This window comes from Roseibium sp. HPY-6 (assembly GCF_040530035.1).
GTDB lineage: Bacteria > Pseudomonadota > Alphaproteobacteria > Rhizobiales > Stappiaceae > Roseibium.
In genome coordinates this window covers 626,451-648,900 of sequence record NZ_JBEWCD010000003.1, presented here as the reverse complement: position 1 = coordinate 648,900, position 22,450 = coordinate 626,451, and the positions used below count along the sequence as shown (strand labels likewise).

Genomic DNA, 22,450 nt, shown 5'->3' with positions numbered 1-22,450 from the left:
CTTTTCCTCCCGTTTTCATATCCGGAAGGATTGCAGAGGAAGCGGTCGGTTCGCCATCTCGAGCAGGCTGAATGAATAAGTAAAGCTGAAGAATCGTCGGCCTTTGTTGCGCACGCAACAAGGCGCAACTCCGCTTTACAGGTTAAAACGCGCGCAAGAGTGGCCGTCAGCGCTTGTTCGAAAGCCCCGCCTTTCGCATCCGACGCAGGATGGTGGACCGATTGACCCCAAGCCGCCGAGCCACCAGAGACATGTTCCAGTCACAGGCATCGAGCAGCGCTTCCAGATCCTGTTCAGGTGGACTTTCTGCCGGCCCCGACAGGGCCGGTGGGGGCAGATCAGGTAAATCGATCACATTACCGTCGACCAGTGCCATTGCGATCTCCAGCGCCGTCGACAATTCGCGGATGTTGCCTGGCCAATGCCGGCCATTCAATTCGGCGCGGGCTGCCGGTGACAGGCGATAGTCCTTCGGAGACCGTCTGAGCAGGCGTTCAACGAGCCAATCAAAATCCTTGCGGTGCCGCAGCGGCGGAATGGAAATCACCGAACCCGCCAGCCTGAAATAAAGCTCCGGTCTGATGCCCTCCAGGCCGCCCCCTCCGGAGGGGTCCTGACGCATCGACGCGACAACACGCAAATCGCTGCGCGCCTCGAGCAGCGCAAGGAGAAGCGACTGACTTTTTTCGTCCAGATCCTCGATACCGCGCAAAAACACGGTCCCTGCACCCGCCTCGGCGATCGCGTCTACCTTTTCCTTTTTCAGCGCGGCACAAAACAGCGTGTGAAAAGCCCGGTTGGGCGGTCCGAGCACATGAATCGCTCTGGCGAGATACTCCTTGCCGGTTCCGGTTTCGCCAACCAGCAGGATCGGCACTTGTGTCGCAGCCAGCCGATCCACCTTTGCGGCCAGTTGCGCCAGGACTGGATCCGAGCCGCAGAAACCGCGCAACGGGCCGGACAAAGCGCCCGTGGCCTGCGGGCGCGGCCCTCTCGGGGACTGTGGAGCGATTGCGTGTCCGAAGAGACCGCGCCCATCCCGCAGGCGCAGCACACGTTCTTCCGGTGGGCGTCCACGCATGAGTTCAGGCATATCGTCAATGCTCATGTCCACATGCTGGTCGATACGCGTTCCAATGAGGTCGGCGGCATCCATTGCCCCGAAGCAATTCAGGGCCCCCCGTGTCATGCCCGTGATGTGCCCACTTTCATCCAGCGCGACGGCGGCCTCCGGGTCGACTTCCAGAAACTCTGCCGACGTGGAAAAGCGCAGAACCCATTCGCGGCGTTTCATGGCCATGAGGTTTGCCATTTCGACGCGCCGTGCCGACGATTTCACCAGGTTCATTGCCAGATTCTGGCTGGACTTGGGACTCGGCGAGCGCAGCAGGGAGACGTCCAGAACGGCTGCGAGATTCCCACTCGTGTCGAAAATCGGTGCAGAGGTACAGGACAGCGGCGTGTGCGACAGCCCGAAGTGATCGCCCTGATGAATGGTGACCGCTTCACCGGTCACGATGCAGGACCCGACGCCGCAGGTGCCCGCCAGGTCTTCCGACCAGTCGGACCCCAGATAGAGCCCCGCCTGGCGCAACTCCTCTTCAAATCTCGGGTCACCGAAAAAATCGACGCTGATGCCTTTCGCATCTGCCAGGATCAGAACGTAGTTTTGCCCCGCAACCTGCTTGAAGAGCGTTTGAAGGCCCGAGCGGGCGGTTGCGATCAACCGTTCGGATTGTTCCTGATGCTCGCGGAGCCGTTGCTCCGTCACGATATGGGGCGGTTCGGGCCGCGTCGGGTCCATGCCATAGGTCTGGACGCAGCGCCGCCAGCTTTCAGAGACAAGTTCGTCCCTGCCGGTTTCGTGTCCTTTCAGGACCCGGTCGATTTCGCTTACGTGTTCTGTGTCGCGCATGCCATCCTCCCAGGCAAAGCGCCGTAACGATAGCCCGAGTGCGCCGGGATTCACAATGCGTGGGTGGATTCGGCGGGTTTCTGCGACAAAACCAACAGTCAGTTTCCCGTTCACCGAAACGGTCAATCTCAGTTCGGGATGAGGTTTTTGTCGTGCCGCGCGATCAAGAAGCGCTTTGGATGACCTTTTCCATCCGTGTCGCCGACGAGAAATTGAACACATGCTGGAACAGCCCGGTCTCTTCTACTGAGATCGGTTCAAAACCCACGCGCTCGTAGAGCGCTTTTGCTCTTGTGTTCTTGTCAATGACATCGAGCCGGACACGCTTCAAATCGCGCTCCGCGGCCAGCTCAAAAATGCGTTCCAGAAGCGCTTTGCCGATGCCTTGTCCCCGCGCCGCTTCGCTTACGAAAATGCCGTCCATCAGCAAGCAACCGGCTTCGGTCTTCCGCTCGAGCATCTCAAGCAAAAGGCCACGCCAAAACCCGCCAAAGAGGCCATAGACGGCGCGAAGATCTGAAAGCGAGCCACCGGCAAGCGCGCCCTCATCGGTCTTGTATCCCGCGAGCCCCAACAATTTCCCGTCGGGCGCGGTCGCGGAAACCGCGTAGTCCGGATCAAGAACGGCTTCCAGAAAGAGGAGTGCCTTTTCCTCCGGCCCCAGAACCATTTCAAGTTTGTCGCGAAAGGCGAACCAGAACAACCTGGCGGCAGTCGCTCTTTGATCCTCTGGAAAGCCTGCTTGCAAGCTGAAACCGGACATGTGCTCAGCAACTAGCGAAGCACAACCGCCGTGCCCGTTGCGCTGACCATAAGCATCGAGCCGTTCTGGCCTACGGTTTCGTAATCCAGATCAACGCCGATGACGGCGTTTCCGCCCAATGCCTGGGCTTGCTGGCACATTTCTTCAATTGCGATCTTTCGGGCCTTGGCCAATTCTTCCTCATACGCCCCCGAACGACCGCCGACGATATCACGGATCCCGGCAAAGAGGTCCTTGAACAGATTGGCACCCAGAATAGCCTCGCCTGTCACCAGGCCCCGATAGTCGATATCCTTGCCCTGGACCGTGTTCGTTGTCGTCACCAGCATGCCGGGTTCCTTCAATTCGTTGCAAATCAGATGAAGTCCCCAATTTTTGCCTGATCCGACCGGCACTTTAAAGTGCGGTGCGACGATTTGGGACGTCTTTCCAACGCCGCGTGATGGGCGAGCTATTCCCGTTTCCCTGTCACCCATTCGATCACGGAGAGGAACGGTTGCGCGATGGCAACCACACTTGCTACGGAGGCGTAGCCGAGCGTGGATTTCAGCCCGTAAATATCGACAAGTCCGGACAGACCGACGCCCTGTTTCTGCAGGGATCCGCCATCGAACACCAGGGTGCCGAGTGCGAGCAGGAACAGCACGATCGGCAGCACCCGGGCGAGCACTTCAAGACCGTTTATGGTTCCGCTTCCGGTGGTCGCCCAATAAAGAAGATGCGCGCCCGTGATGACAAAACAGAAGGCGAGCGCCTTTACAAACCCGTCGCTGCCACGGATCCGGTGGAATGTGTAACCGAACAGGAATCCGGCAACCGCCCAGAGCGTGAACGCATTCAGGAACCGCGACGCAAAGGACAGGAACGGAGATGTTTCGCTGTTGGTGGCCAGAATATTGTATCCTGGATCGGTCAGAACCCACTTCAGGAACGCAAGAACGCCTTGCGGATTGTCAATTGTGCTGATCGAGGGCGCCAACGGCAGGGCGAGTTGCATGACGAAGGCGACAACAAGCCCATACAGCGCACCCAGATAGGCGTTTGCGAGCGGTGTGTCGCGCGGACCGAAATCAAGCACCCATGCTTTTGCTTCTTCCGGAGGCATGCCGAGCGCCTCGCCGGCCTCGCGTTTGCGCCAGGCCACCCGATTGTTGCGAACCCGGTAGTCGAAATCGGAGATCTTGCCTGAGGTAAGCTCCTTGCGTGCGGTTTCGGAAAGCTGCGTGCAAAGCCGCATTTCTTTCCGGTAATCGAGTAGCTTTTTCGCAATTCCGGTCGGCCGCGCTTCGATCCGTTTGTCGAATTGCGTCGGGCTCAGCAAAAGCAGATTGAACGCAAACCATCCAAGGACCATCAGCGGCACGATGCTGATCGGGTTGAGCTGCCACACGGCGACATAGCCGGAAAATGCGGCCGCACAGACCAGAAAGGCGACTTCCGGCGGGGTGAACGGATTGTCCGTCGGAGCTCTCGTGCGATTAACGGACCAAAGCACCGAATATCCTGCCAATAGCGCAATGACCGGCCCATACTTCTGGAATGTGCCCATGAGCTGGTTGATTGCGCTGTTGAGTTGATACTGATCCAGCGATCCGCGTGTGGCGAGCGGTGCAACGATGAAAACCGCTAGCAAAATGAGGGCTGGCCAGCGGAACGAATGCTTGAACCAGCTTTCGCATTTCCCTGGCAGGAGCACTTCGGCAATGCTCGCGAACCCGTCGAGGATAAGAACGGCCAGCACGAAGAGCATTATGTAAGGGGAAGAGAGATCCCCAGCCGCAACCAGCCAGCTGAACCAGGCAAAAAGCAGATTGTGGGTGTTCGAACTCCAGATTTCGACCAACGCAACGCCCTGATTGAGAAGATCGAACATGGGCGGCAGCAGGATCAGGAAAAAGATCAGCAAGGCCGTCCAGAACACGCCCTTGCTGCTGCGGCGGGTGATGCTCCTTTGCACCAGCCACACTGTAACCCAGGACAACGCAAGGACGCAGAGCGACCAGTCCAGAACGGCTGCAATGAGCTTAAGCATATAGGCAGGAGGGCTGGACAAGATCTCGTCAAACTGAGGAAATTGCATCAGCCAGTTGAAGACCTGATGGCTTACTCCGAGGTCCCGCAAACCACTCTGATCACTCAGCAGGTAGACGCCCACGGCGATCAGCACCAGGGTCAGCAACCCGGCGGCAATCTTGCGAACCACCGCCGGGCCGAGCGGGTTGCCGTCCACGCCCATAAGCGCGGGGCGCATAAGAACCACGACCATCAGAGCAACCGGCGCGGCAAGGTTTTGTCCGAGGGCACGATAAAAGGCGAGGTCTGTCAGCACGACATTCAGTCCGGAAAAATCCAACAGCCAACGTGCGGTTTCCGTCATCACCGGCTGGACTGCATAGGCGATACCGAAAATCATGAGCGCGTTCAGCCCGGCTTTGGCGCGCAGGGAGAGCGCTTGATCGATCGAGGCTGTTTCCGGCTGCGATACGACATAGCGCATCAGGGCAACCGGCAACACCGCTGCAAGCGCCCACATCAGCCACAATACACTGCCTGGCATCAGCTGAAACAGCGTGGATGCATCTGCAAAGACCGAAATTGAGGCAGCGGACGCATCGTTGCGCAGGGTATTTTCCGTCTCCCCGGTCCGGAACGGACCGAAAACGTGCAAAGACGTGAAGCCTCCGCCCAATGCGCCTGCCCAGCTCCGGCTTTGCGACGCGATTGCCGCTTCGGTCTTGCCGTAAATATCCATGTTCGCACCGAAGCCGTTCAGCTCGAGACGGTCGCCGGGCAAATGGGGAAAGCTCGCGCTGCCACGTCCACGGAGACTGAACAGGGCGTCATCAACGCTGTAGCGCGTCGACAGGACGCTGCAGCCGGACACCCGCTCGTCCTGCCCGGCACCACCCTCTTCTACGACGGCAGTCTTGTGTGAGCTCAGATAACCGACTTGATCATGCCGGCCGACCTGGGTCTGAAAAAGGCGTGCGACCCATATCTCGCCGGAGAGAAAGCGGCCCCGGGCACGCATCGACGGAGCACTGAGATAGTGTTCCGCCGGCAGGCAGGCCGAGGCTTCGACGCTGATCGTTCCCGTATCGGGGTCATGGGTTGCAACAAGCCGGCGGAAGAACGCCGGTTGCCGCGTTCCGTGGGCTGCGATCTGGAGCGAGTCTGTCTCGCGCGGGATGTCATAGAGCACAAGCCCGGCGAGGTCGTCCCGATTATAAACATACGTGTCAGCCGCCGCCGAGATTTCGTTCGGGTCGAACGCTGCAAAGGGCGGAATGGCAGCGAGTCCGAGCTCGCGCCCATCCGGTAGCGTCCAGGACCCAAGCGGATGTGTCCCTTGCTCATTCGCCGGACCCGGAACGGCCATGGTGCTGAGTTCGACGCGGCGCGGAGCAGCGCCAAAGAGTGGGTTACCGGCCCGCCGCTGGTCCTGGCGAAGATCGAATGTCGCATGGGAGCTCGGTGACCCGAACGGCAGCCAGAGGCGGCTTTCGTTCGTGGACACATGAACGACGTTGTGAAGCGGCTGCATCGGAACGTTATGGAACCGAACCAGGCGCGTATGGCTTTTGCGAACGGCAACTCTTTGATTGTTGACGAAGAGATGGACCGTTTTTCCCGGTGTGACCGCGACAATGAATGTCATTCGCTCAAAACACTGCGTTGCCCTTTCGGGCTGAAGATAGGCCGATGTTACAAACAGGGGTCCGACATCGCTGCCGACGCTTCGTGCCACACGGCCACGGCACCGGTCCTCCGTGGCAACGATAATCGGCGCTTCCGCGCGCAGGCCGATCAGGGTTTGCGCGCGCCGGAAAATTGCAGTGTGAACTTCAAACAGAACCAGAAGAAGGACCGACGCCATAACAGGCATGAGCAATGGGGCAATATTCCGGCGCAATGCATTCAACATGTTTCGGCCTTTCGGCGATCATGTTTAAAAACTGAATTAGCTAACGTTCAGTAAGGTTGCAGTAGAACGACAAGAAAATCAACGTTGAGAACTTGTTTGTCTCAAGTGCTATTTTTGATTGTATATTGGGTTGTACCTGTTTCACTAGGCTGCTTTGCGGGAAATATCCTGCCCCCGGTAACTCAGTGCTTCGGCCAGATGAATACGACCGACCCGTTCTTCCGCGTCAAGATCCGCCAGTGTGCGTGCCAGCTTCAGGACACGGTGATAGCCGCGCGCACTCAAATGCAGCTTCTCGGCCGCATCACGCAAAAAGGCCAGTCCCAGCTCATCCGGCTGCGCCATCGTTTCCACAATCGATGCCGGAGCCTGCGCATTCGTCCGGCAGGCGACACCGAGATCAAAGAACCGCTTCTCCTGAATATGTCGCGCATCGGCAACCCGCGCGGCGACCGTCTCCGATGGTTCGGACTCGGCAGGGCCGATCAAATCGGCCGCGGTGACGGCCTGTACATCAATCCGAAGGTCAATGCGGTCCAGAAACGGGCCGGAAACACGGGCCTGATATTCGCTTACGCAGCGCTCTCCACGGCGGCAAACGTGACCGGGCTCACCGGCATGACCGCAACGGCAAGGATTCATCGCGGCAATCAGCTGGATGCGCGCGGGATAGGTGACGCGGTGATTTGCGCGCGCAATTACTGCCTCACCCGTTTCCAGCGGCTGCCGCAGGCTGTCGAGAACCTGCGGATTAAACTCCGGCAACTCGTCGAGAAACAGAACGCCGTTATGCGCAAGCGAGACCTCACCCGGCCTGGCACGAAGCCCGCCACCCACAAGAGCAGCCATGGAGGCCGAATGATGCGGTGCCCGGAACGGGCGGCTGTCTGTCAGCTTGCCCTCCGCAAGCTCCCCGGCAAGCGACGCAATCATGGAGACTTCAAGCAGTTCGCGTGGCGTGAGCGGCGGCAATATGGACGGCAATCGGCTGGCCAGCATCGATTTTCCAGAGCCGGGTGGCCCGGTCATCAACAGATTGTGGCCACCTGCCGCCGCGATTTCGAGCGCACGCCGCGCGGTCTCCTGACCTTTCACCTCGGAAAGGTTGGGCATCGGCGCGCCTTTTCCCTGCAGCTTGGCGACCGGGCGTGACAGCACCTGCGTTCCCTTGAAATGGTTGGCGAGCTGGATGAGCGAGCGAGGCGCCAGGATATCCATGTCGCGATCCGCCCAGGCCGCTTCACTGCCGCTTGCCTCAGGGCAGATCAGCCCCTTCCCGAGGGCGTTCGCACCCATTGCCGCCGGAAGCACGCCGGCTACCGGCGCGAGCGTTCCGTCCAGACCGAGCTCCCCCAGCACAACATAGCCATCCAGAAACTCACCGGGAATGGCACCGATCGCAGCCATGACGCCGAGCGCGATCGGCAAATCGTAGTGCGATCCTTCCTTGGGCAAGTCTGCCGGCGCGAGATTAACGGTGACACGTTTGGCCGGAAGGGCGAGGCCAGACGCGGACAATGCTGCCCGGACACGCTCGCGGCTTTCCGCGACCGCCTTGTCAGGAAGGCCCACGATCGTGAAAGCGACCATGCCCGGTCCGACGTGGACCTGCACATCAACCGGAACGGCTTCAATTCCCTGAAAGGCGACAGTCGTAACCCGGCTGACCATATCCCAATCCTCTACCCTGAGCTGTATTTCGACCGAAACATAGGCAGACGGGAGAATCAAGAACAAAAATGGAACAACCGGCTTCTCGGCGGTTGAGTGTCTTCATTTACGGCCAAGTCTCAAGGGCCATGCTGCTCAATATCCCGTTCGAACAACCCTGATACCGAAAACGACGTATCCGCCAGAACGAAGCGTGCGATTGCACCGGTTCCAGTGTGACACAGCGCACAAGTGTGCGCGAAAATCCACTTCTCAAACTGTGCGGGTGACATCCGTCACAGAAAACGCCGCAGCGTGTAGCCATGTCTATTGCACGACATTGACGACAACAGGAGTAATTGAAATGCCACACTTTAAGAAATGGAATGACGGAGCCTACTACGCGAACGCTGCGGAAGAGACCATCCAACAGACTGGCCGTTTCGGCGAACTCGACGCGATCATGGACAACCTGAACGACGATCTCCGTGACGTTCTGGATGAATATGTCGGTGAAGACAATGACGACCCGTCCTGGGACCTCAGCGACGATGATACGTTCGACTTGGAAGATATCGACGCAGCTTTCGACGTCGACATCGACGCCATTGCCGGCCTGGAAATGGGCGAGTTTCAGGACGATTTCGCTTTTTGATCAGCCGCACATGAAAACGATGGGCACACCGTTGAGTTGGCAACGGTTGTTTGCCCGTGCGGTGCAGATTTTCAAGAAGCGTAGATGCGCACCGTTCTGCCGGTTCCCGAATAACCGGTCGCACCTGCAAGAACCTGATCCAGATAGAGCGGCATCTGAAAGTTTTCGCTTGTGGTCAGGCCGTTTGCCTCCAACCACTCCGACACAAGCTCGATCATCTTGTCCGGGTCTTTTTCGAACATGGCCCGGCAGAGTTCAGTGTCGAGCTGCAGTTCATCATTTGTCATTTTATTGGTAACGATCATAAGCACATCACATCGCAGAATACAATCATAGCGTGCTATTATGATGCCTGCTATCTCAGCGAAAGGCCAGCACATTGCGGTTATGTGCACCAGCGCCACCATAATTCGGTGTTATGGCTGCGCAGCTGGAAAACCACGCTTCTTAGGACCGAGCAAGACGAGCCCGCAGCACAAGAGACCCGAGACCACGAACAGCATCGGATGGCCCATCACGGGGATCGTGAATCCGCCCAGCACGGGACCGACCCCCTGACCGAGCGAGATCAGAAAGAAGGTGAGACCGAACCCGATTGACGGCGCTTCTCTGAAAATGCGCATGCTCCACATGCCAAACAGCGCGGTCATCACAATGAATCCGGACCCGAAAAACGCCGAGGAAATGTAAATCCCGTGCGGAATTTCGATGAGGTAGGGCAGTGTCGCCACAGCGGCACCGACAACAAGTGCCAGGACCCAGTAAGTCCGCCGTAAGCCCCATCTGTTTACGAGACCGCCGGCAAAGCAGCCCGTGACACCGGCAACGCCAAGCACAATCCAGAACAGAATGGCATCGTTCGACTGACCGGTGAGCATCCACAGCAGTTCGACTGCGTAAGTCCAATAAACCGCTGAGAAAATTCCGAACAAAAATGCGGCAACAAACAGAGGTCTCGCCGCCCGCTGCAGAAGAAATCTCGGTGAAATCGCGGCCTTGGCATTTTCGGGACGCGGGCTGTGTCTCGGCAGTGTCCAGTAGTTCCAGAAAGTAATGGTCAGAGCTAGGCTTGCAAACAAAAGCCAGGCGAGGCGCCAGTCCTCGCCCGCAAAAAGCGCCAGCGGACCGGCGAAGGCAACACCAAAACCGGTGCCGGAGTTGATCCATGCGTAAATTGTGTTCTGGCGACTGGGTTCGGTGTGTCTGACAATTACGTCAGAGAATGGCGGATAGGCGAGGCCGGGGCTGGTTCCGGCCAGAAAGACACCGAAAGCCAGGGTCCAGGCATCCGGCGCAATCGCAATCGTCGCCATACCAGATGCGGCGGCAAGACCACCCAGCAGGATAGGAAGGCGTGGTCCGAACCAAGTCGACAATCCGGATCCGAGAAACGTCGCCATCAGGTAGCCTGCATAGGACAAGCCCGCGATCAGGCCGATCGTTTCGGTGGACAGGCCGAATTCCTGCCGGAACTCCGGGAGGAACAGACCAAAACAGTATCTGGCCAGTCCATATGTCGCGGCGACGATTGCCAGTCCCGCCGCCGTCAGGCCACGGGCTCGCATCACATTTTCATACCCGGCGGGAGAGCTGGAAGTGAAGTGTCTCGTCATCGGTAAAGGTCTCGCCGGTAATCTCGAAATATCCGCCATGCTCTCTGTAATGACGATATTGTGAATGCGTGAGTTTCAGGCAGAAGTTGGAAACGTGCAAGTTTCTTCCATTGATTGTGCTTGAAAACTCCTCTCCCAGGACGGCGACATGCGTCGTTTCGTTCTCGCGGAACGGCACCGGCAGCAGAAAAAAGCGATTGAGCGTCGGAACGGTACTGTCGACTGATTGCTCAAAGGCGATCCTGGAAAATCGGCGCATGGCAGGATGGGCATAAAAATATGGAATACGTCCCAAGTGCCTCGGCGTATACAGCTGACTTTCGGACAGGAGCAGATCTCCGGGCCTTGCGATATCGCGCAGCCATTCATTGACGACGAACGGGTCGTCGTTTCCTTCCTGGAAGCCCAGCATCGTGATGACGGCCGCTGGCGCTCCATCCTCAAGCACGTTGCTCAGCCGGAATTCCTCGAAGGAACACGTCACGAAGTGAAGCGGAAGATCCGGGAAACCGGCTTGCAGCGACTGGCGCATATGAGCGACCGACATCGGGTTGATGTCGACAGCGACATAGCGGTCGATCACAACGCCCAGACTGCGCAGTGTTTTCAAGATGAAACGGGTCTTGGTCGGTTCCGGCCCAAGTTCGACGTAAATGAGGGGTTTTCCGCCGAATTCCGATGCGATCTGGGCGCAACTGCGGCACAGCGCATCCTTGAAGGACGTGCCGTCTTCGCTTAAGCGTCCGAGCGTATCCGATTCGACCCCGGCCTCGTTCAGCTGGCGCATCAGCTGGAACACCTCGTCCAGATGTCCCGTTGTCTGCGTCTCTTTCCCGGTATTCGTATATTTGACGCGATTATCCTGCGTAACGATCCGATCAAGGCTGAACTCGGTATGGGAGGCAATGGCCCAATGCACCCTGGATTGCAGCGACGAGGCGGGCGATGTCGCCACATCGAGATCAGGCTTGTCGACTTTGAACGCGAGAGTCATGACGGATACCCGTTTTGATGAGAGGAGTTCCCGAATTACGGGATTTTTACCCATACATAAAATTTATAATTGAAGAACTTCATAATAGAACGTTATGCTCCGGCCCAAGAGGAGATGCCGGCCGGGACGCAGCCCGGACCAGGACACAGGCGGGATGACGCACTATGACCATCGGCCGTTTCAATATCGAGTTACTCGAAGCCTTCGTTGCCGTTGCTGAAGCCGGTAATGTTACGCATGCAGGCGGCAAGCTTAACCGCACGCAACCCTGCGTCAGCACGCAGCTTCGCCGCCTTGAAGAGCGGGTTGGCAAACCGCTGATAGAACGCACCGCGCGCACCATGAACCTGACGCCTGCCGGACGCATCCTCTATCAGCATGCGACGGAAATCCTGAAATCGCATGAAGAAGCCCGGTTGCGGCTGTCCGCACCGGAATTGACCGGCACGGTTCATGTCGGTCTGCCCGAGTGGTTCGCAACAGGCCAGCTGCAATCCATCTTCTGCAACTTCGTGCGCATTCACCCGAACGTCAAACTTGAAATGACGGTCGCGGACAGCGCCACATTGCATGACATGCTGTCGGCCAACGAGATCAATCTCGCGATCGCCCTCGTCACCCCGGCGAAGCCCGAACCGGCAGGCGTTGTCGAGGAACAATTGCATTGGGCAGTCAGCGATGCCTGCACGCTGAGCGATCCCCTGCCACTGATCCTGTTTCCCGAACCCTGCCCCTTCCGCGAACTGGCGTTCCGCGCGCTCGCAAGTGCTGGTCGCCAGTGGTACGAGCGGATCACGACGACAAGCGTCGCTGCGGCCCAGGTGGCCGTTACGTCTGGCGCAGGTATCTGCTGCCTGCCGTCCGGCGCCATACTGGAAGGCTTCAAGCTCCTGAAGGACCAGGACGGGTTTCCAACGCTTCCGGCAACGCAACTCGCCATTTACACGCCTTCCAAAGCGCAGTCGCCGATCGTCGATTATCTGGAAGAGCATTTGAGCGAGCTTTTGCGCAACGCCATTGCGCCGCGCTCGGCACTGGCGGGCAAAAACCAGCCGGATTTGCGGGTCGTCTGAGGCCGAAAGCAGCGCAGTTCAGTGCAGCGCGTCCCTTGCCGGCACAACAATGAAAGAATTGTTGACTGGCAAAATTACCTAGAAGCATGCAGCATTCCCCCGGTTAACTGTCGGAAGGATCTGTCATGTGTGATTTGTGCGTCATCAATTCCGTGAAAAACCGCATGTTGTCGCGGCGGGACTTTTTCAGGGCATCCGCTGTGAGCGCCGGCGTTGCGGCGGCGGCCGTGGCCACGACCGGTGCAATGCCCGCCATGGCGCAAGCGCCAGCGCAGGTCACGGACATGACTCATGAGCTTTACGAGACCTTTCCGACCTATGGCGGTGAACAGCAATTCTTCAAGGAAAAGATCTTCGATTTCGCCAAGGACGGATTCAATCTCTACAACCTGACCATCAACGAGCACACCGGCACGCACATGGACGCGCCGCTGCACTTTTCCGAAGACGGGCAGTCCGTCGCGGAAATCCCGGTCGAAAACCTCGTCGCGCCGCTTTGCATCGTGGACATCAAGTCAAAAGCGACCGAGAACGACGACGCTCAGGTCACGCCGGACGACCTCAAGGCTTGGATTTCCGCCAATGGCGAGATTCCAGACGGCGCTTGCGTGGCCATGAATTCCGGCTGGGACATTCAGGTTCCAACCGACAAGTTCCGCAATGCCGATGAAAACGGGGTGATGCATTTCCCGGGCTTCCATCTGGAAGCCGCGCAAATGCTGATGGAAGAGGCCAATGTTGTCGGTCTTGCCGTCGACACGCTGTCCCTCGATTTCGGCCCGTCGCCTGATTTCGCGGTCCATTACGCATGGTTGCCGAGCAACCGCTGGGGCATCGAATGCATCGCCAATCTCGATGCGCTTCCGGCAAAGGGGGCAACTCTGATCGTCGGGGCACCGAAATTCCAGGGCGGCACCGGCGGGCCGTCCCGGGTGATGGCAATGGTTTGACCTTTGACCCTGCGCTGTCCCGGGCCTGACCCGGAACCTGGACGCGTTGGAGTTTAAGGCTTGGGTGATCTCCGATCGCGCCGCTCCGAGAGTTCGCAACAGTCTTTTTCTTGTCATTCCTGCGCAGCCAGGAATCCAGTAAACGCATGTCCTTTAGCCTAGTGCACACAGAGGTACTGGATCCCGGTCTTGACGCTACGCGCCAAACCGGGATGACACCTTTCCAAGCCCTTAGCTTGCAAGGATGGCCTTGGCCCCGGATCAGGTCCGGGGCGGCGCGTGCATGTGAGAGCTGGCGCTTTCTCTAGTGCGCCTCGTCCCAGTTGTCAGCGGCCCGGGCATCCACTTTCAGCGGAACGGACAGTTTCAGCACAGGATCGCAGGCGTTTTCCATCACGTCACGGATCACCGGCAGAGTGTCATCCACCTGGGCATCGGGCACTTCGAAGATCAGTTCGTCGTGCACCTGAAGCAGCATCTGAGCATCGAGTTTTGCGTCTGCCAGCCTGTCTTCCATGCGCACCATGGCGCGGCGCAGGATATCGGCCGCCGATCCCTGGATCGGCGCATTGATGGCCGCACGCTCATAGAAGGAGCGCATGTTCGGGTTCTTGGTGTTCACGTCCGGATAATGCGCCTTTCGGCCGAAGATCGTGTTGACGTAGCCGTCCGCATGGACCTGCTTCTTTGTCGCTTCCATATAGTCACGAATGCCCGGGAAGCGCTCGAAATAAGTCTTGATGTAATCGCCGGCTTCGCCGCGCGAAATCCCGAGCTGATTGGCAAGGCCGAAGGCTGAAATGCCGTAGATGATGCCGAAATTGATGGCCTTGGCCTGGCGGCGGACCATCGGATCCATGCCTTCTATCGGCGTTCCGAACATTTCGCTTGCCGTCATGGCATGAATGTCGAGCCCGTCTTCGAATGCCTTTTTCAGCTGCGGGATATCGGCCATGTGCGCAAGCACCCGCAATTCGATCTGGCTGTAGTCGGCGGAAACAAGCTTGTGGCCCTTGGTAGACACGAATGCCTGGCGGATCTTGCGGCCTTCCTCGGTCCTGACCGGAATGTTCTGAAGGTTCGGTTCGGAAGACGACAAGCGCCCTGTCGTTGTCGCCGCGAGCGCATAAGACGTGTGAACACGGCCCGTTTCCGGATTGACGTAACCGGGCAGCGCGTCCGAGTAGGTGGATTTCAGCTTGGAGAGCTGGCGCCAGGCAACGATCTTCGACGGCAATTCATGACCTTCCGCTGCCAGATCCTCCAAAACCTGAGCTGACGTCGACCAGGCGCCTGTCTTGGTTTTCTTGCCGCCGGGCAATCCCATCTTGCCGAAGAGGATGTCGCCAAGCTGCTTGGGCGAGCCGATATTGAAGTTTTCGCCGGCCAGCTCGTAAATTTCCGATTCCAGCCCCGCCATGCCTTGCGCGAAGTCGCCCGAGAGCCGCGATAGCATCTGCCGGTCGACCGAAATGCCGCGTTTTTCCATGCGCGCCAATACAGGCACCATCGGCCGTTCCAGCGTCTCATAAACGGTCGCCATCCGGTCGCTGGCAAGCCGTGGCTTCAGAATCAGCCAAAGGCGCAATGTGACGTCCGCATCCTCGGCCGCATATGCGGTTGCCTTGTCGATCGGAACCTTGTCGAAGGTGATCATCGACTTGCCGGATCCGCAGACTTCCTTGAACGGAATCGGCTTGTGACCGAGCCAGCGTTCGGACAGCTCGTCCATGCCGTTGCCACCCTTGCCCGCATCAACGGTATAGGAAAGCTGCATGGTGTCGTCGTAGGGGCCGATGTCGATGCCGTAGCGTGTCATCACCAGCCAGTCGTATTTGAGGTTTTGTGCGATCTTCAGGACGGCCCTGTCCTCCAGCATCGACTTCAGGACCTCCAGAGCCTCTTTCAGCGGGATCTGGTCCGGCAGCAAACCGCCGCCGCCAAGAAGATCACCTTCGCCATCCACATGCGCGAGCGGTACATAGCAGGCCTTGCCCGGCTCGCACGAAAGTGACAGGCCGACGAGATCGGCCTGCATGGCATCAAGCGATGTGGTTTCGGTGTCGAAGGCGACATAACCCTTCTCGAAGGCCGCATCGCACCATTCCTTCAGGCGTTCGACGGTCGTCACCGTCTCATAGGCGTCTGAATCAATCGGGATTGCCTTGACGCTTTCGACGCGCGCATCGGCAACGGTCTGCGGCACCATCATGCCCTCAGCGCCAGCGATGTCCCCCGCCGCAGATGTCGAACCGGTCGACGCTTCTGCACGCTCAACCATGCGGCCCTTCTGATCGGGAACGTCCCAACCCGGCACCTGGAACTCGGTAGGTTCGACAGCAGTGAGTTCTGCCCCGGTCTCTTCCGCAACACGCTTGGTCAGCGTGCTGAAACCCATCGCCTTCAGGAACCCGACCGCCTTAGGACCGTCAACCTCGGTCACTGTCAGATGCGCGACCGGGACTTCAACCGGCACGTCCTGCTTGAGCGTAACCAGCTCTTTCGACACGCGTGCCTGATCGGCAAATTCAATGAGGTTTTCGCGGCGCTTCTTCTGCTTGATGGTTTCGGCCTGAGCAAGGAGCGCTTCAAGGTCTCCAAACTCATTGATCAGAAGCGCTGCGGTTTTCAATCCGATCCCCGGAACGCCCGGGACATTGTCGACGCTGTCCCCGGCGAGCGACTGCACCTCGATCACCTTGTCCGGGCCGACACCGAATTTTTCAAAGACTTCCGGCTCGCCGAAAACCTTGTTTTTCATCGTATCGATCATGCCGACCCTGGGCCCGATCAGCTGCATCAGGTCCTTGTCGCCGGAGACGATCGTAACCTGGGCACCCATGTCGGCAGCCTGGCGGGCATAGGTGGCAATCAGGTCGTCGGCCTCAAAGCCTTCCTGCTCGATACACGGCACGGAAAACGCACGCGTCGCCTCGCGGATCAGACCGAATTGCGGAACAAGGTCTTCCGGCGGTTCGGGCCGGTTCGCCTTGTAATCGGAGTAGATGCTGTTCCGGAATGTCTTCGACGAGTGATCAAAGATCACCGCGAAATGCGTCGGTTCGTCACCCTCTTCCGGCGTAAGTCCTTCCTGCAGCAGCTTCCAGAGCATGTTGCAGAAACCGGAAACGGCGCCCACGGGGAGACCGTCAGGTTTGCGCGTCAGCGGTGGCAATGCGTGATAAGCGCGGAAAATGAAGGTGGAACCGTCGACCAGAATGAGGTGGTCGTCAGCGGTGAGGGCGGAGGAGGAATCTTGCGTCGACATGGCGCGGATCATGCCCCGAGTAGGTCAGTGAGGGAAGATTTAAATTATACCCGTTGCAGGACAACAACCCGGATCGGGCTTTGACTGCTATTCACGAAAACGGAAGACGGCTTCGACTTCCACGCTGGCATTGGACGGCAGGCTGCTGCTGCCGACCGCAAAGCGAACGTGATTTGCCTTTTTCCGTCCCAAGACCTCGGTCATCAGATCCGAAGCACCGTTGACCACCTTGGGATGTTGGGCAAAGTCAGGTGTCGCATTCACAAATGCGCCAAGCTTGATAAGCCTTTCTATGCGCTCGAGATCCCCAAGCGCCGCCTTTGCACGTGCAAGCAGGTTGATAGCGCAATAGCGTGCCGCTTCGTACCCATGCTCGAGGGTTTGCTCACTTCCAACTTTCCCGGTGATTGGCTTACCTTGCAAGTCTGCCGAGATCTGACCCGAAATATACAGCAAAGACCCATCGACAAGATAAGGTGCAAAGTTTCCAAGGGCAGGAGGGGCTGGTGGCAGCTCGATTCCCAAGCGTGCTAGGCTGGCTTCAATTTCGCTCATTTTTCTGAATGTCCGACAAGAGGCAGGGACCGGAGGACCGAACTCCCCCGATGTCACGCACCCTACCCCTCGGCGCGTTTCCAGAAAAGCCCCCAGACGCCTTCAGACGCCTTCAGACACCTCCTGGCCGACTTGTCACTCAGCCGCCTGCGGTTGGTTTTTCCTGCCAAACGTGCCGCCGAGATAAGCCCATTCCGGCCGCTTGAACAGGAACCAGCCCAGATTGGTCATGCGGATCATCCAGAAGAGGATCATCGGGCTGACACAGGCAACGATGGTCACGATCAGGGAAGCCGTGCCTGTATCGAAAATACCGAGCTTCAAGAGGACGACGCGCGTGACACCCATCGGGAAGAAAAACGCGAGATAGATGACGATGGAATTCTCGCCGAAATGGCGCAGGAAATTCATCTGGCCGGCTTTGACGATCAGCGCGCTGGTCAGGATGATCGCCGCTGCACCGGCCGCCCCGAGCGCCAGGGCGATCCCCGGCAGGTGCGCCCAGCCGAGATAGACAAGGCCGCCGTTCACGATCCCCCAGCCGATGAGGTAGGCGAGACTGACATTGATACGCTCGCGTGCCCAGTCGGCGAGCTTGAAAATCTGCGGGGCAAAAATGTAGCCGGCGTAGAAATAGACGAACCGCGACGCGAACTCGTCGACAAGCAGCCATCCGGTATGGATCGGAGCGATCTGAAGAAGTGCACCGGCGGCCAGCATCAGCTGCCAGGGGACGCGACAATCATGTGCCAGTTTGCAGACGAGGAAGAAGACCGGCAGCATGTAGATGAACCACAATGTGCCAAAAGGCTGAACGAAGCTGAGGAAATAGAATTCCAGCGTGCCCGCAGCCCCGAGATCCCCCATGAAAACAGGTGCCTTCACTGCAAACTGGATCGTCATCCACAAAACGTAAAAATAGGCGAAATGAACGACCTTCCGGTCGAGATAGAGCTTCCAGTCGCGTGTGATGACGTTGGCGAGGAACAGGCCGGAGATCAGGAAGAAATCCGGCATCCGGAACGGTGCGGCGAACGCGACGATGGTATGCATCCAGCCCGTTCCGCCGGCGGCGGCCTCGACACCCAGCACCGAGTGCATCATCACAACGAAAATGATGCAGATGCCCTTGGCCGTATCGACCCAGTCAACGCGCCCAGCCTTCATGGTTCGCACCTTCCGCTCCAGGCGGCTTTCGCCGCAGAATAAGCGTCAGGCCTAACCTCAACTGGTAAATATTACGCATACAGCCCCTGTCACGTTTTAGTGACCCGGCAAATTCCAGATCGGCGCTTCTGCCGTCATGAAGGATAGAAATGGAAAGTTCCGAGATGGTCTGTCGTCCAAGAGCTTGTCGCCGTATCCGGATCGCAAAGGTGCAGCTGAAAGAGCTTGATCAGGGCTTTGCGTCGTTGGGGCCATCCTGCCACGGACTGATCCTCGGCTGACCACTGCCGCCTGTTCCCTCAGACGGATGCTCTTCCTTTTCCGACCAGTCGCCCTGATCAAGGTCGACAACACCCTCATCAGACCGGTTGCGGGCCGCCCCGCCCTGCACGATCACAACGTTCGAGCGGGCGATGATAAAGTTCGCGAGCGCTGCGCGGACCGGCGGAACAAAGAGCAGCAGGCCGACGGCGTCGGTCACAAATCCCGGTATGAGCAGAAAAATGCTTGCCAGAACAATCATTGCGCCTTGCATCACCTCGTTGCCCGGCGCACGCCCCGCGTCCAGCTCGCTCTGCATGCGCATGAGCAAGGACAGGCCCTGCTGGCGAAGCATGATCGTGCCGGCCATCGCCGTGATCACAGTCAGGAGAATCGTCGGCAGAACACCGATCAGCCCGCCGACCCAGATGAAAACCGCGATTTCAATCAGGGGCAGCAAAATGATGGCAGCAATGATATAAAGTCCCACGGGACCTCCATCGTCTGATAAGCTGTTTCGTCATAACTAGCGTATTGACCTATAACCTAGACATTCGCTCACAAAAATGCGAGCAGGCGCATGCAGGAAAGATAATCATTGCAAAAATTTCACTCTTGCCCTCGGGTCTGGATGCTGGTTCAAGAACCCCCTAAATAAGTAGGTGAAAGATATCGAGTGCGGACAGTACGCAGCTGAACATGCAAAAGGCGGCTTCAATTGCCTCCAAAGGGTAGCCGGAACGTAAGATGAATGAAATTTTCGACCCACTAAACCTCGTCCTGATGGGGCTCGCAGTGTTTATTCTGTTCAGACTGAGATCCGTCCTCGGCAAACGAACCGGCAATGAGCGACCGCCGTTCGATCCCTATTCCAAGCCTGAACAGCCAAATGAGCAGTCCAATGGACAGGACAATGTGATCCCGCTTCCAAACCAGACAGACCAGCCGACGGATTCCGTTGCGGAGCAGCCCCATGGCGGCGACGTGGTGATCGACAAAGTTGCGCCGGAAGGGTCCGCGCTCAACAGCGCACTGAAGCAGATCCTCTCTGTCGACCGCAGTTTCGAACCCGAGGAATTCCTCGGCGGCGCCAGGGCCGCCTACGAAATGATCGTGATGGCATTTGCTGACGGCGACAAGAAAGCGCTTAGCAACCTTCTGTCTCCGGAAGTCTACGAAGGCTTCGTGTCTGCCATTGAAGACCGTGAGAAGAGGGGCGAAACGATTGAGTCGACGTTTGTCGGCATCGACAAGTCGGAAATCGTCGAAGCGGCGTTGAAAGGCTCGATCGCCCAGGTCACCGTCAAAATCCACAGCCAGCTTATTTCTGCCACGCGTGACAAGGCCGGCGAGGTTGTCGATGGCGACCCCGCGAAGGTTTCGGAAGTGGTCGATATCTGGACCTTCGCGCGCGACACCAACACGCGTGACCCGAACTGGAAACTGGTTGCAACCGAATCCGCCGAGTGACAATGCATCGGACGGATCGGAGAACGGCATGCCCGTTCCTTCGTCAGTTTACCACCCGATTGAGTGGCGCGGTTCTGGCCGCGCCGCTTTTCTTTGCAGGAGCCGCAATGGCCATGCCGCAAAGCCCGGTCGTCCCGGAGCACTTCCAAAAAACCGATTATGCTGAACTCTCCGGCTGGCCCGAAGACGATCAGCTCGGCGCCCTGAATGCATTCCTTCGGTTTTGCGGTCTTTCCAGCTCAGACGTTCTGTCCGGCGCGCTCGGCTACGGACCATCCGGTGTAGCGAAGCTCTGTAAAACCGCGCAGGAAGCACCCATCCGGACAGCCGAAGACGCGAGGCGTTTCCTGGAAAGCAGGTTCACACCCTACCGTGTCAGGTCTTCCGGCTTCGTCACCGGTTACTTCGAACCGGAAGTTTCGGCGTCGCGCATACGTACGGAACATTTCGCGACACCTTTGCACGGGAAGCCGGCCGGACTTGAAGCCGTCAACGCTGAAACAAGGCCCAAAGACTGGCCGGCTGATCTCACTCACGGCAGGCGACAGGGCGATAGACTTACAGAAATGCCGGATCGGGCCGCGATCATGGACGGGGCGCTCGACCACGAACAGCTGGAGCTTGTCTGGCTCGCGGATCCGATCGATGCCTATTTCATTCATGTACAGGGTTCGGCGCGGTTACGGTTGACCGACGGCTCCGTGATGCGCGTCGGATATGCCGGCAAGTCCGGGCATCCCTACACAGGTATCGGACGGCTTCTGGTCAAACGGGGCGAGGGCGCACCCGAAGACTTCACAATGTCGGGCCTTCGGACTTGGCTATCGGCAAATCCTCATCAGCGGAACAGTCTCTTTAGGGAAAACCGATCCTATATCTTTTTCCGCGAAGTCCACGAAACCACCCCCGATCAGGGGCCCATCGGTGCAGCGGGACTGCCGCTGGTTCCGGGCCGGAGCCTTGCTGTCGATGCCGGCCAGTTGCCTTACGGCGCACTCGTTTTTGTAAATGCGGATTTCGAAACACCTGAAACCGGAGCAAATGCATACGCCAGGCTCATGGTCGCAGACGACACGGGCTCCGCTATCAAGGGTCCTGCGCGCGGGGATATCTTTGTCGGATCCGGAGCACATGCCGGTGAAATCGCAGGCGACATCCGCCACAGGGCGGACTTCACCATTCTGGTTCCCAACGAGCCTGACCCGGGGCGACAGACGGTGACAGACTGATTGATGACGAAGAGGGGCAAAAAGGGCAACCTGTCACCTGAAGACAGGGAATTGTGGGGCAAGGTCGCGAAAACACTGACGCCGCTGCATCCGGACAGGCTTGCGAGCCTTGAAGCGGATCAGCCCGCGCCGGCAGAACCCAAAACGGCAAAACCGGCAAAGCCGCCACATACGGCAACAGCCATCAAGGCGCCGGTCGCGGTGAAGAAAACACCTTCCCTGCCACCGCTTCACCAGCTTGAAACGAAATACCGCCGAAAGATCGTCAAAGGCGTGAGGGCGATTGACGCCCGCATCGATCTGCACGGACTGACACAGCATCAGGCCCATGACCGGCTGCGTGGTTTTCTCTATCAGGCACAGGCGCGCAGTCACAAAGTCGTGCTTGTGATTACGGGAAAAGGCAGCGCCATGGAACGCGCCTATATGGACGAACGCGGTATTTTGCGCAGAATGGTTCCCCAGTGGCTGACGATGCCGGACCTGCGTCCGGTCGTCCTGGGGTATGAGGAGGCACATGCCAGCCACGGTGGGGTAGGGGCGCTCTACGTCCGGATACGAAAAAGAAGGTAGAACCGTGACACCGCTTGGGGCAAAAATTCGGGAATTAAGGGCAAAAAGGGGGGTTTCGCTGAAGGAAATGGCAGCCGCTCTTTCGGTTTCGAGCGCTTATCTGTCAGCGCTGGAACATGGCAAGAGGGGGAAGCCAACCTGGTTCCTCGTCCAGCGGATCATCACCTATTTCAATGTGATCTGGGACGAAGCGGAAGAAATCCAACGGCTGGCGGAGCTGTCGGATCCCCGGATCACGATCGATACAGCCGGCATGCACCCAAAGGCAACGGAACTCGCCAACCAGCTGTCGCTGAAGATCAACGTGCTGTCCGAGGACTCCCTTCACGCACTGTTACACCAACTTCGGGTGGCAGCAGCCAAGGACGATGTGTGACGGTCAGGGACCG

General features: G+C 58.3%; 19 protein-coding genes. 7 read left to right on the top strand and 12 right to left on the bottom strand.

From position 1 onward, the window contains the following. Nucleotides 1–166 precede the first annotated feature (166 nt). The 5 genes from ABVF61_RS29045 to ABVF61_RS29025 all read right to left on the bottom strand — a co-directional run bounded on the left by ABVF61_RS29045 (nucleotide 167) and on the right by ABVF61_RS29025 (nucleotide 8,274). Complete coding sequence (locus tag ABVF61_RS29045) at nucleotides 167–1,915, bottom strand: sigma-54-dependent Fis family transcriptional regulator (RefSeq protein WP_353997094.1); 1,749 nt, start codon at nucleotides 1,913–1,915, stop codon at nucleotides 167–169. 163 nt (nucleotides 1,916–2,078) lie between these two features. Then, entirely contained in the window at nucleotides 2,079–2,678 is a 600-nt protein-coding gene (locus ABVF61_RS29040; RefSeq protein WP_353997093.1) for a GNAT family N-acetyltransferase, read from the bottom strand. An 11-nt stretch (nucleotides 2,679–2,689) separates the two neighbouring features. Beyond that, a complete protein-coding gene (locus ABVF61_RS29035) occupies nucleotides 2,690–3,007 on the bottom strand; it encodes a heavy metal-binding domain-containing protein (protein WP_299477329.1) in 318 nt (105 codons plus the stop codon). A 122-nt stretch (nucleotides 3,008–3,129) separates the two neighbouring features. Then, nucleotides 3,130–6,603, bottom strand: coding sequence for a hypothetical protein (locus ABVF61_RS29030; RefSeq protein WP_353997092.1), 3,474 nt, complete (start codon nucleotides 6,601–6,603; stop codon nucleotides 3,130–3,132). A gap of 144 nt (nucleotides 6,604–6,747) precedes the next feature. Further along, nucleotides 6,748–8,274 carry a YifB family Mg chelatase-like AAA ATPase gene (locus ABVF61_RS29025; RefSeq protein ID WP_353997091.1) on the bottom strand — a complete coding sequence of 509 codons (1,527 nt, stop codon included), beginning with the start codon at nucleotides 8,272–8,274 and terminating at the stop codon, nucleotides 6,748–6,750. 343 nt (nucleotides 8,275–8,617) lie between these two features. Between ABVF61_RS29025 and ABVF61_RS29020 the strand changes: the two genes are divergently transcribed. Then, nucleotides 8,618–8,908, top strand: coding sequence for a hypothetical protein (locus ABVF61_RS29020; RefSeq protein ID WP_353997090.1), 291 nt, complete (start codon nucleotides 8,618–8,620; stop codon nucleotides 8,906–8,908). Between the two features lie 71 nt (nucleotides 8,909–8,979). On the opposite strand, the gene ABVF61_RS29015 is transcribed toward ABVF61_RS29020, so the two are convergent. From ABVF61_RS29015 to ABVF61_RS29005, 3 genes are all read right to left on the bottom strand, one after another. Next, a complete protein-coding gene (locus ABVF61_RS29015; protein ID WP_353997089.1) occupies nucleotides 8,980–9,213 on the bottom strand; it encodes a hypothetical protein in 234 nt (77 codons plus the stop codon). Between the two features lie 111 nt (nucleotides 9,214–9,324). After that, complete coding sequence (locus tag ABVF61_RS29010) at nucleotides 9,325–10,521, bottom strand: MFS transporter (protein WP_353997088.1); 1,197 nt, start codon at nucleotides 10,519–10,521, stop codon at nucleotides 9,325–9,327. Beyond that, nucleotides 10,481–11,515 (bottom strand): L-histidine N(alpha)-methyltransferase, encoded by a 1,035-nt coding sequence (locus tag ABVF61_RS29005; RefSeq protein WP_353997087.1) that lies wholly within the window; start codon nucleotides 11,513–11,515, stop codon nucleotides 10,481–10,483. The genes ABVF61_RS29010 and ABVF61_RS29005 overlap by 41 nt, the downstream gene beginning before the upstream one ends. Nucleotides 11,516–11,679: 164 nt before the next feature. Here ABVF61_RS29005 and ABVF61_RS29000 point away from each other — a divergent pair, with 164 nt between their 5' ends. Both ABVF61_RS29000 and ABVF61_RS28995 read left to right on the top strand, forming a co-directional pair. Then, nucleotides 11,680–12,588 carry a LysR family transcriptional regulator gene (locus ABVF61_RS29000; protein ID WP_353997086.1) on the top strand — a complete coding sequence of 303 codons (909 nt, stop codon included), beginning with the start codon at nucleotides 11,680–11,682 and terminating at the stop codon, nucleotides 12,586–12,588. Between the two features lie 125 nt (nucleotides 12,589–12,713). Next, nucleotides 12,714–13,538 carry a cyclase family protein gene (locus ABVF61_RS28995; protein ID WP_353997085.1) on the top strand — a complete coding sequence of 275 codons (825 nt, stop codon included), beginning with the start codon at nucleotides 12,714–12,716 and terminating at the stop codon, nucleotides 13,536–13,538. 304 nt (nucleotides 13,539–13,842) lie between these two features. Here ABVF61_RS28995 and polA read toward each other — a convergent pair whose 3' ends face one another. The 4 genes from polA to ABVF61_RS28975 form a co-directional block, all read right to left on the bottom strand. Continuing rightward, nucleotides 13,843–16,818: a DNA polymerase I gene (gene polA / locus ABVF61_RS28990; protein ID WP_353997084.1), complete on the bottom strand. Its 2,976-nt coding sequence runs from the start codon at nucleotides 16,816–16,818 to the stop codon at nucleotides 13,843–13,845. Between the two features lie 75 nt (nucleotides 16,819–16,893). Next, on the bottom strand, nucleotides 16,894–17,361 hold the full coding sequence (locus ABVF61_RS28985) for a RidA family protein (protein ID WP_353997083.1): 468 nt from the start codon (nucleotides 17,359–17,361) through the stop codon (nucleotides 16,894–16,896). Between the two features lie 135 nt (nucleotides 17,362–17,496). Further along, complete coding sequence (locus tag ABVF61_RS28980; RefSeq protein WP_353997082.1) at nucleotides 17,497–18,528, bottom strand: acyltransferase family protein; 1,032 nt, start codon at nucleotides 18,526–18,528, stop codon at nucleotides 17,497–17,499. Nucleotides 18,529–18,757: 229 nt separating this feature from the next. Continuing rightward, a complete protein-coding gene (locus ABVF61_RS28975) occupies nucleotides 18,758–19,279 on the bottom strand; it encodes an FxsA family protein (RefSeq protein ID WP_353997081.1) in 522 nt (173 codons plus the stop codon). A gap of 257 nt (nucleotides 19,280–19,536) precedes the next feature. On the opposite strand from ABVF61_RS28975, the gene ABVF61_RS28970 reads away from it, so the two are divergent. The 4 genes from ABVF61_RS28970 (at nucleotide 19,537) to ABVF61_RS28955 (ending at nucleotide 22,437) form a co-directional block, all read left to right on the top strand. Beyond that, nucleotides 19,537–20,259, top strand: a complete 723-nt coding sequence (locus ABVF61_RS28970) for a Tim44/TimA family putative adaptor protein (RefSeq protein ID WP_353997080.1) — start codon at nucleotides 19,537–19,539, stop codon at nucleotides 20,257–20,259. Between the two features lie 107 nt (nucleotides 20,260–20,366). Then, nucleotides 20,367–21,488: a murein transglycosylase A gene (mltA, locus tag ABVF61_RS28965; protein WP_353997079.1), complete on the top strand. Its 1,122-nt coding sequence runs from the start codon at nucleotides 20,367–20,369 to the stop codon at nucleotides 21,486–21,488. 3 nt (nucleotides 21,489–21,491) lie between these two features. Next, nucleotides 21,492–22,061, top strand: coding sequence for a Smr/MutS family protein (locus tag ABVF61_RS28960; RefSeq protein WP_353997078.1), 570 nt, complete (start codon nucleotides 21,492–21,494; stop codon nucleotides 22,059–22,061). 4 nt (nucleotides 22,062–22,065) lie between these two features. Continuing rightward, entirely contained in the window at nucleotides 22,066–22,437 is a 372-nt protein-coding gene (locus tag ABVF61_RS28955) for a helix-turn-helix domain-containing protein (protein WP_353997077.1), read from the top strand. Nucleotides 22,438–22,450 lie beyond the last annotated feature (13 nt).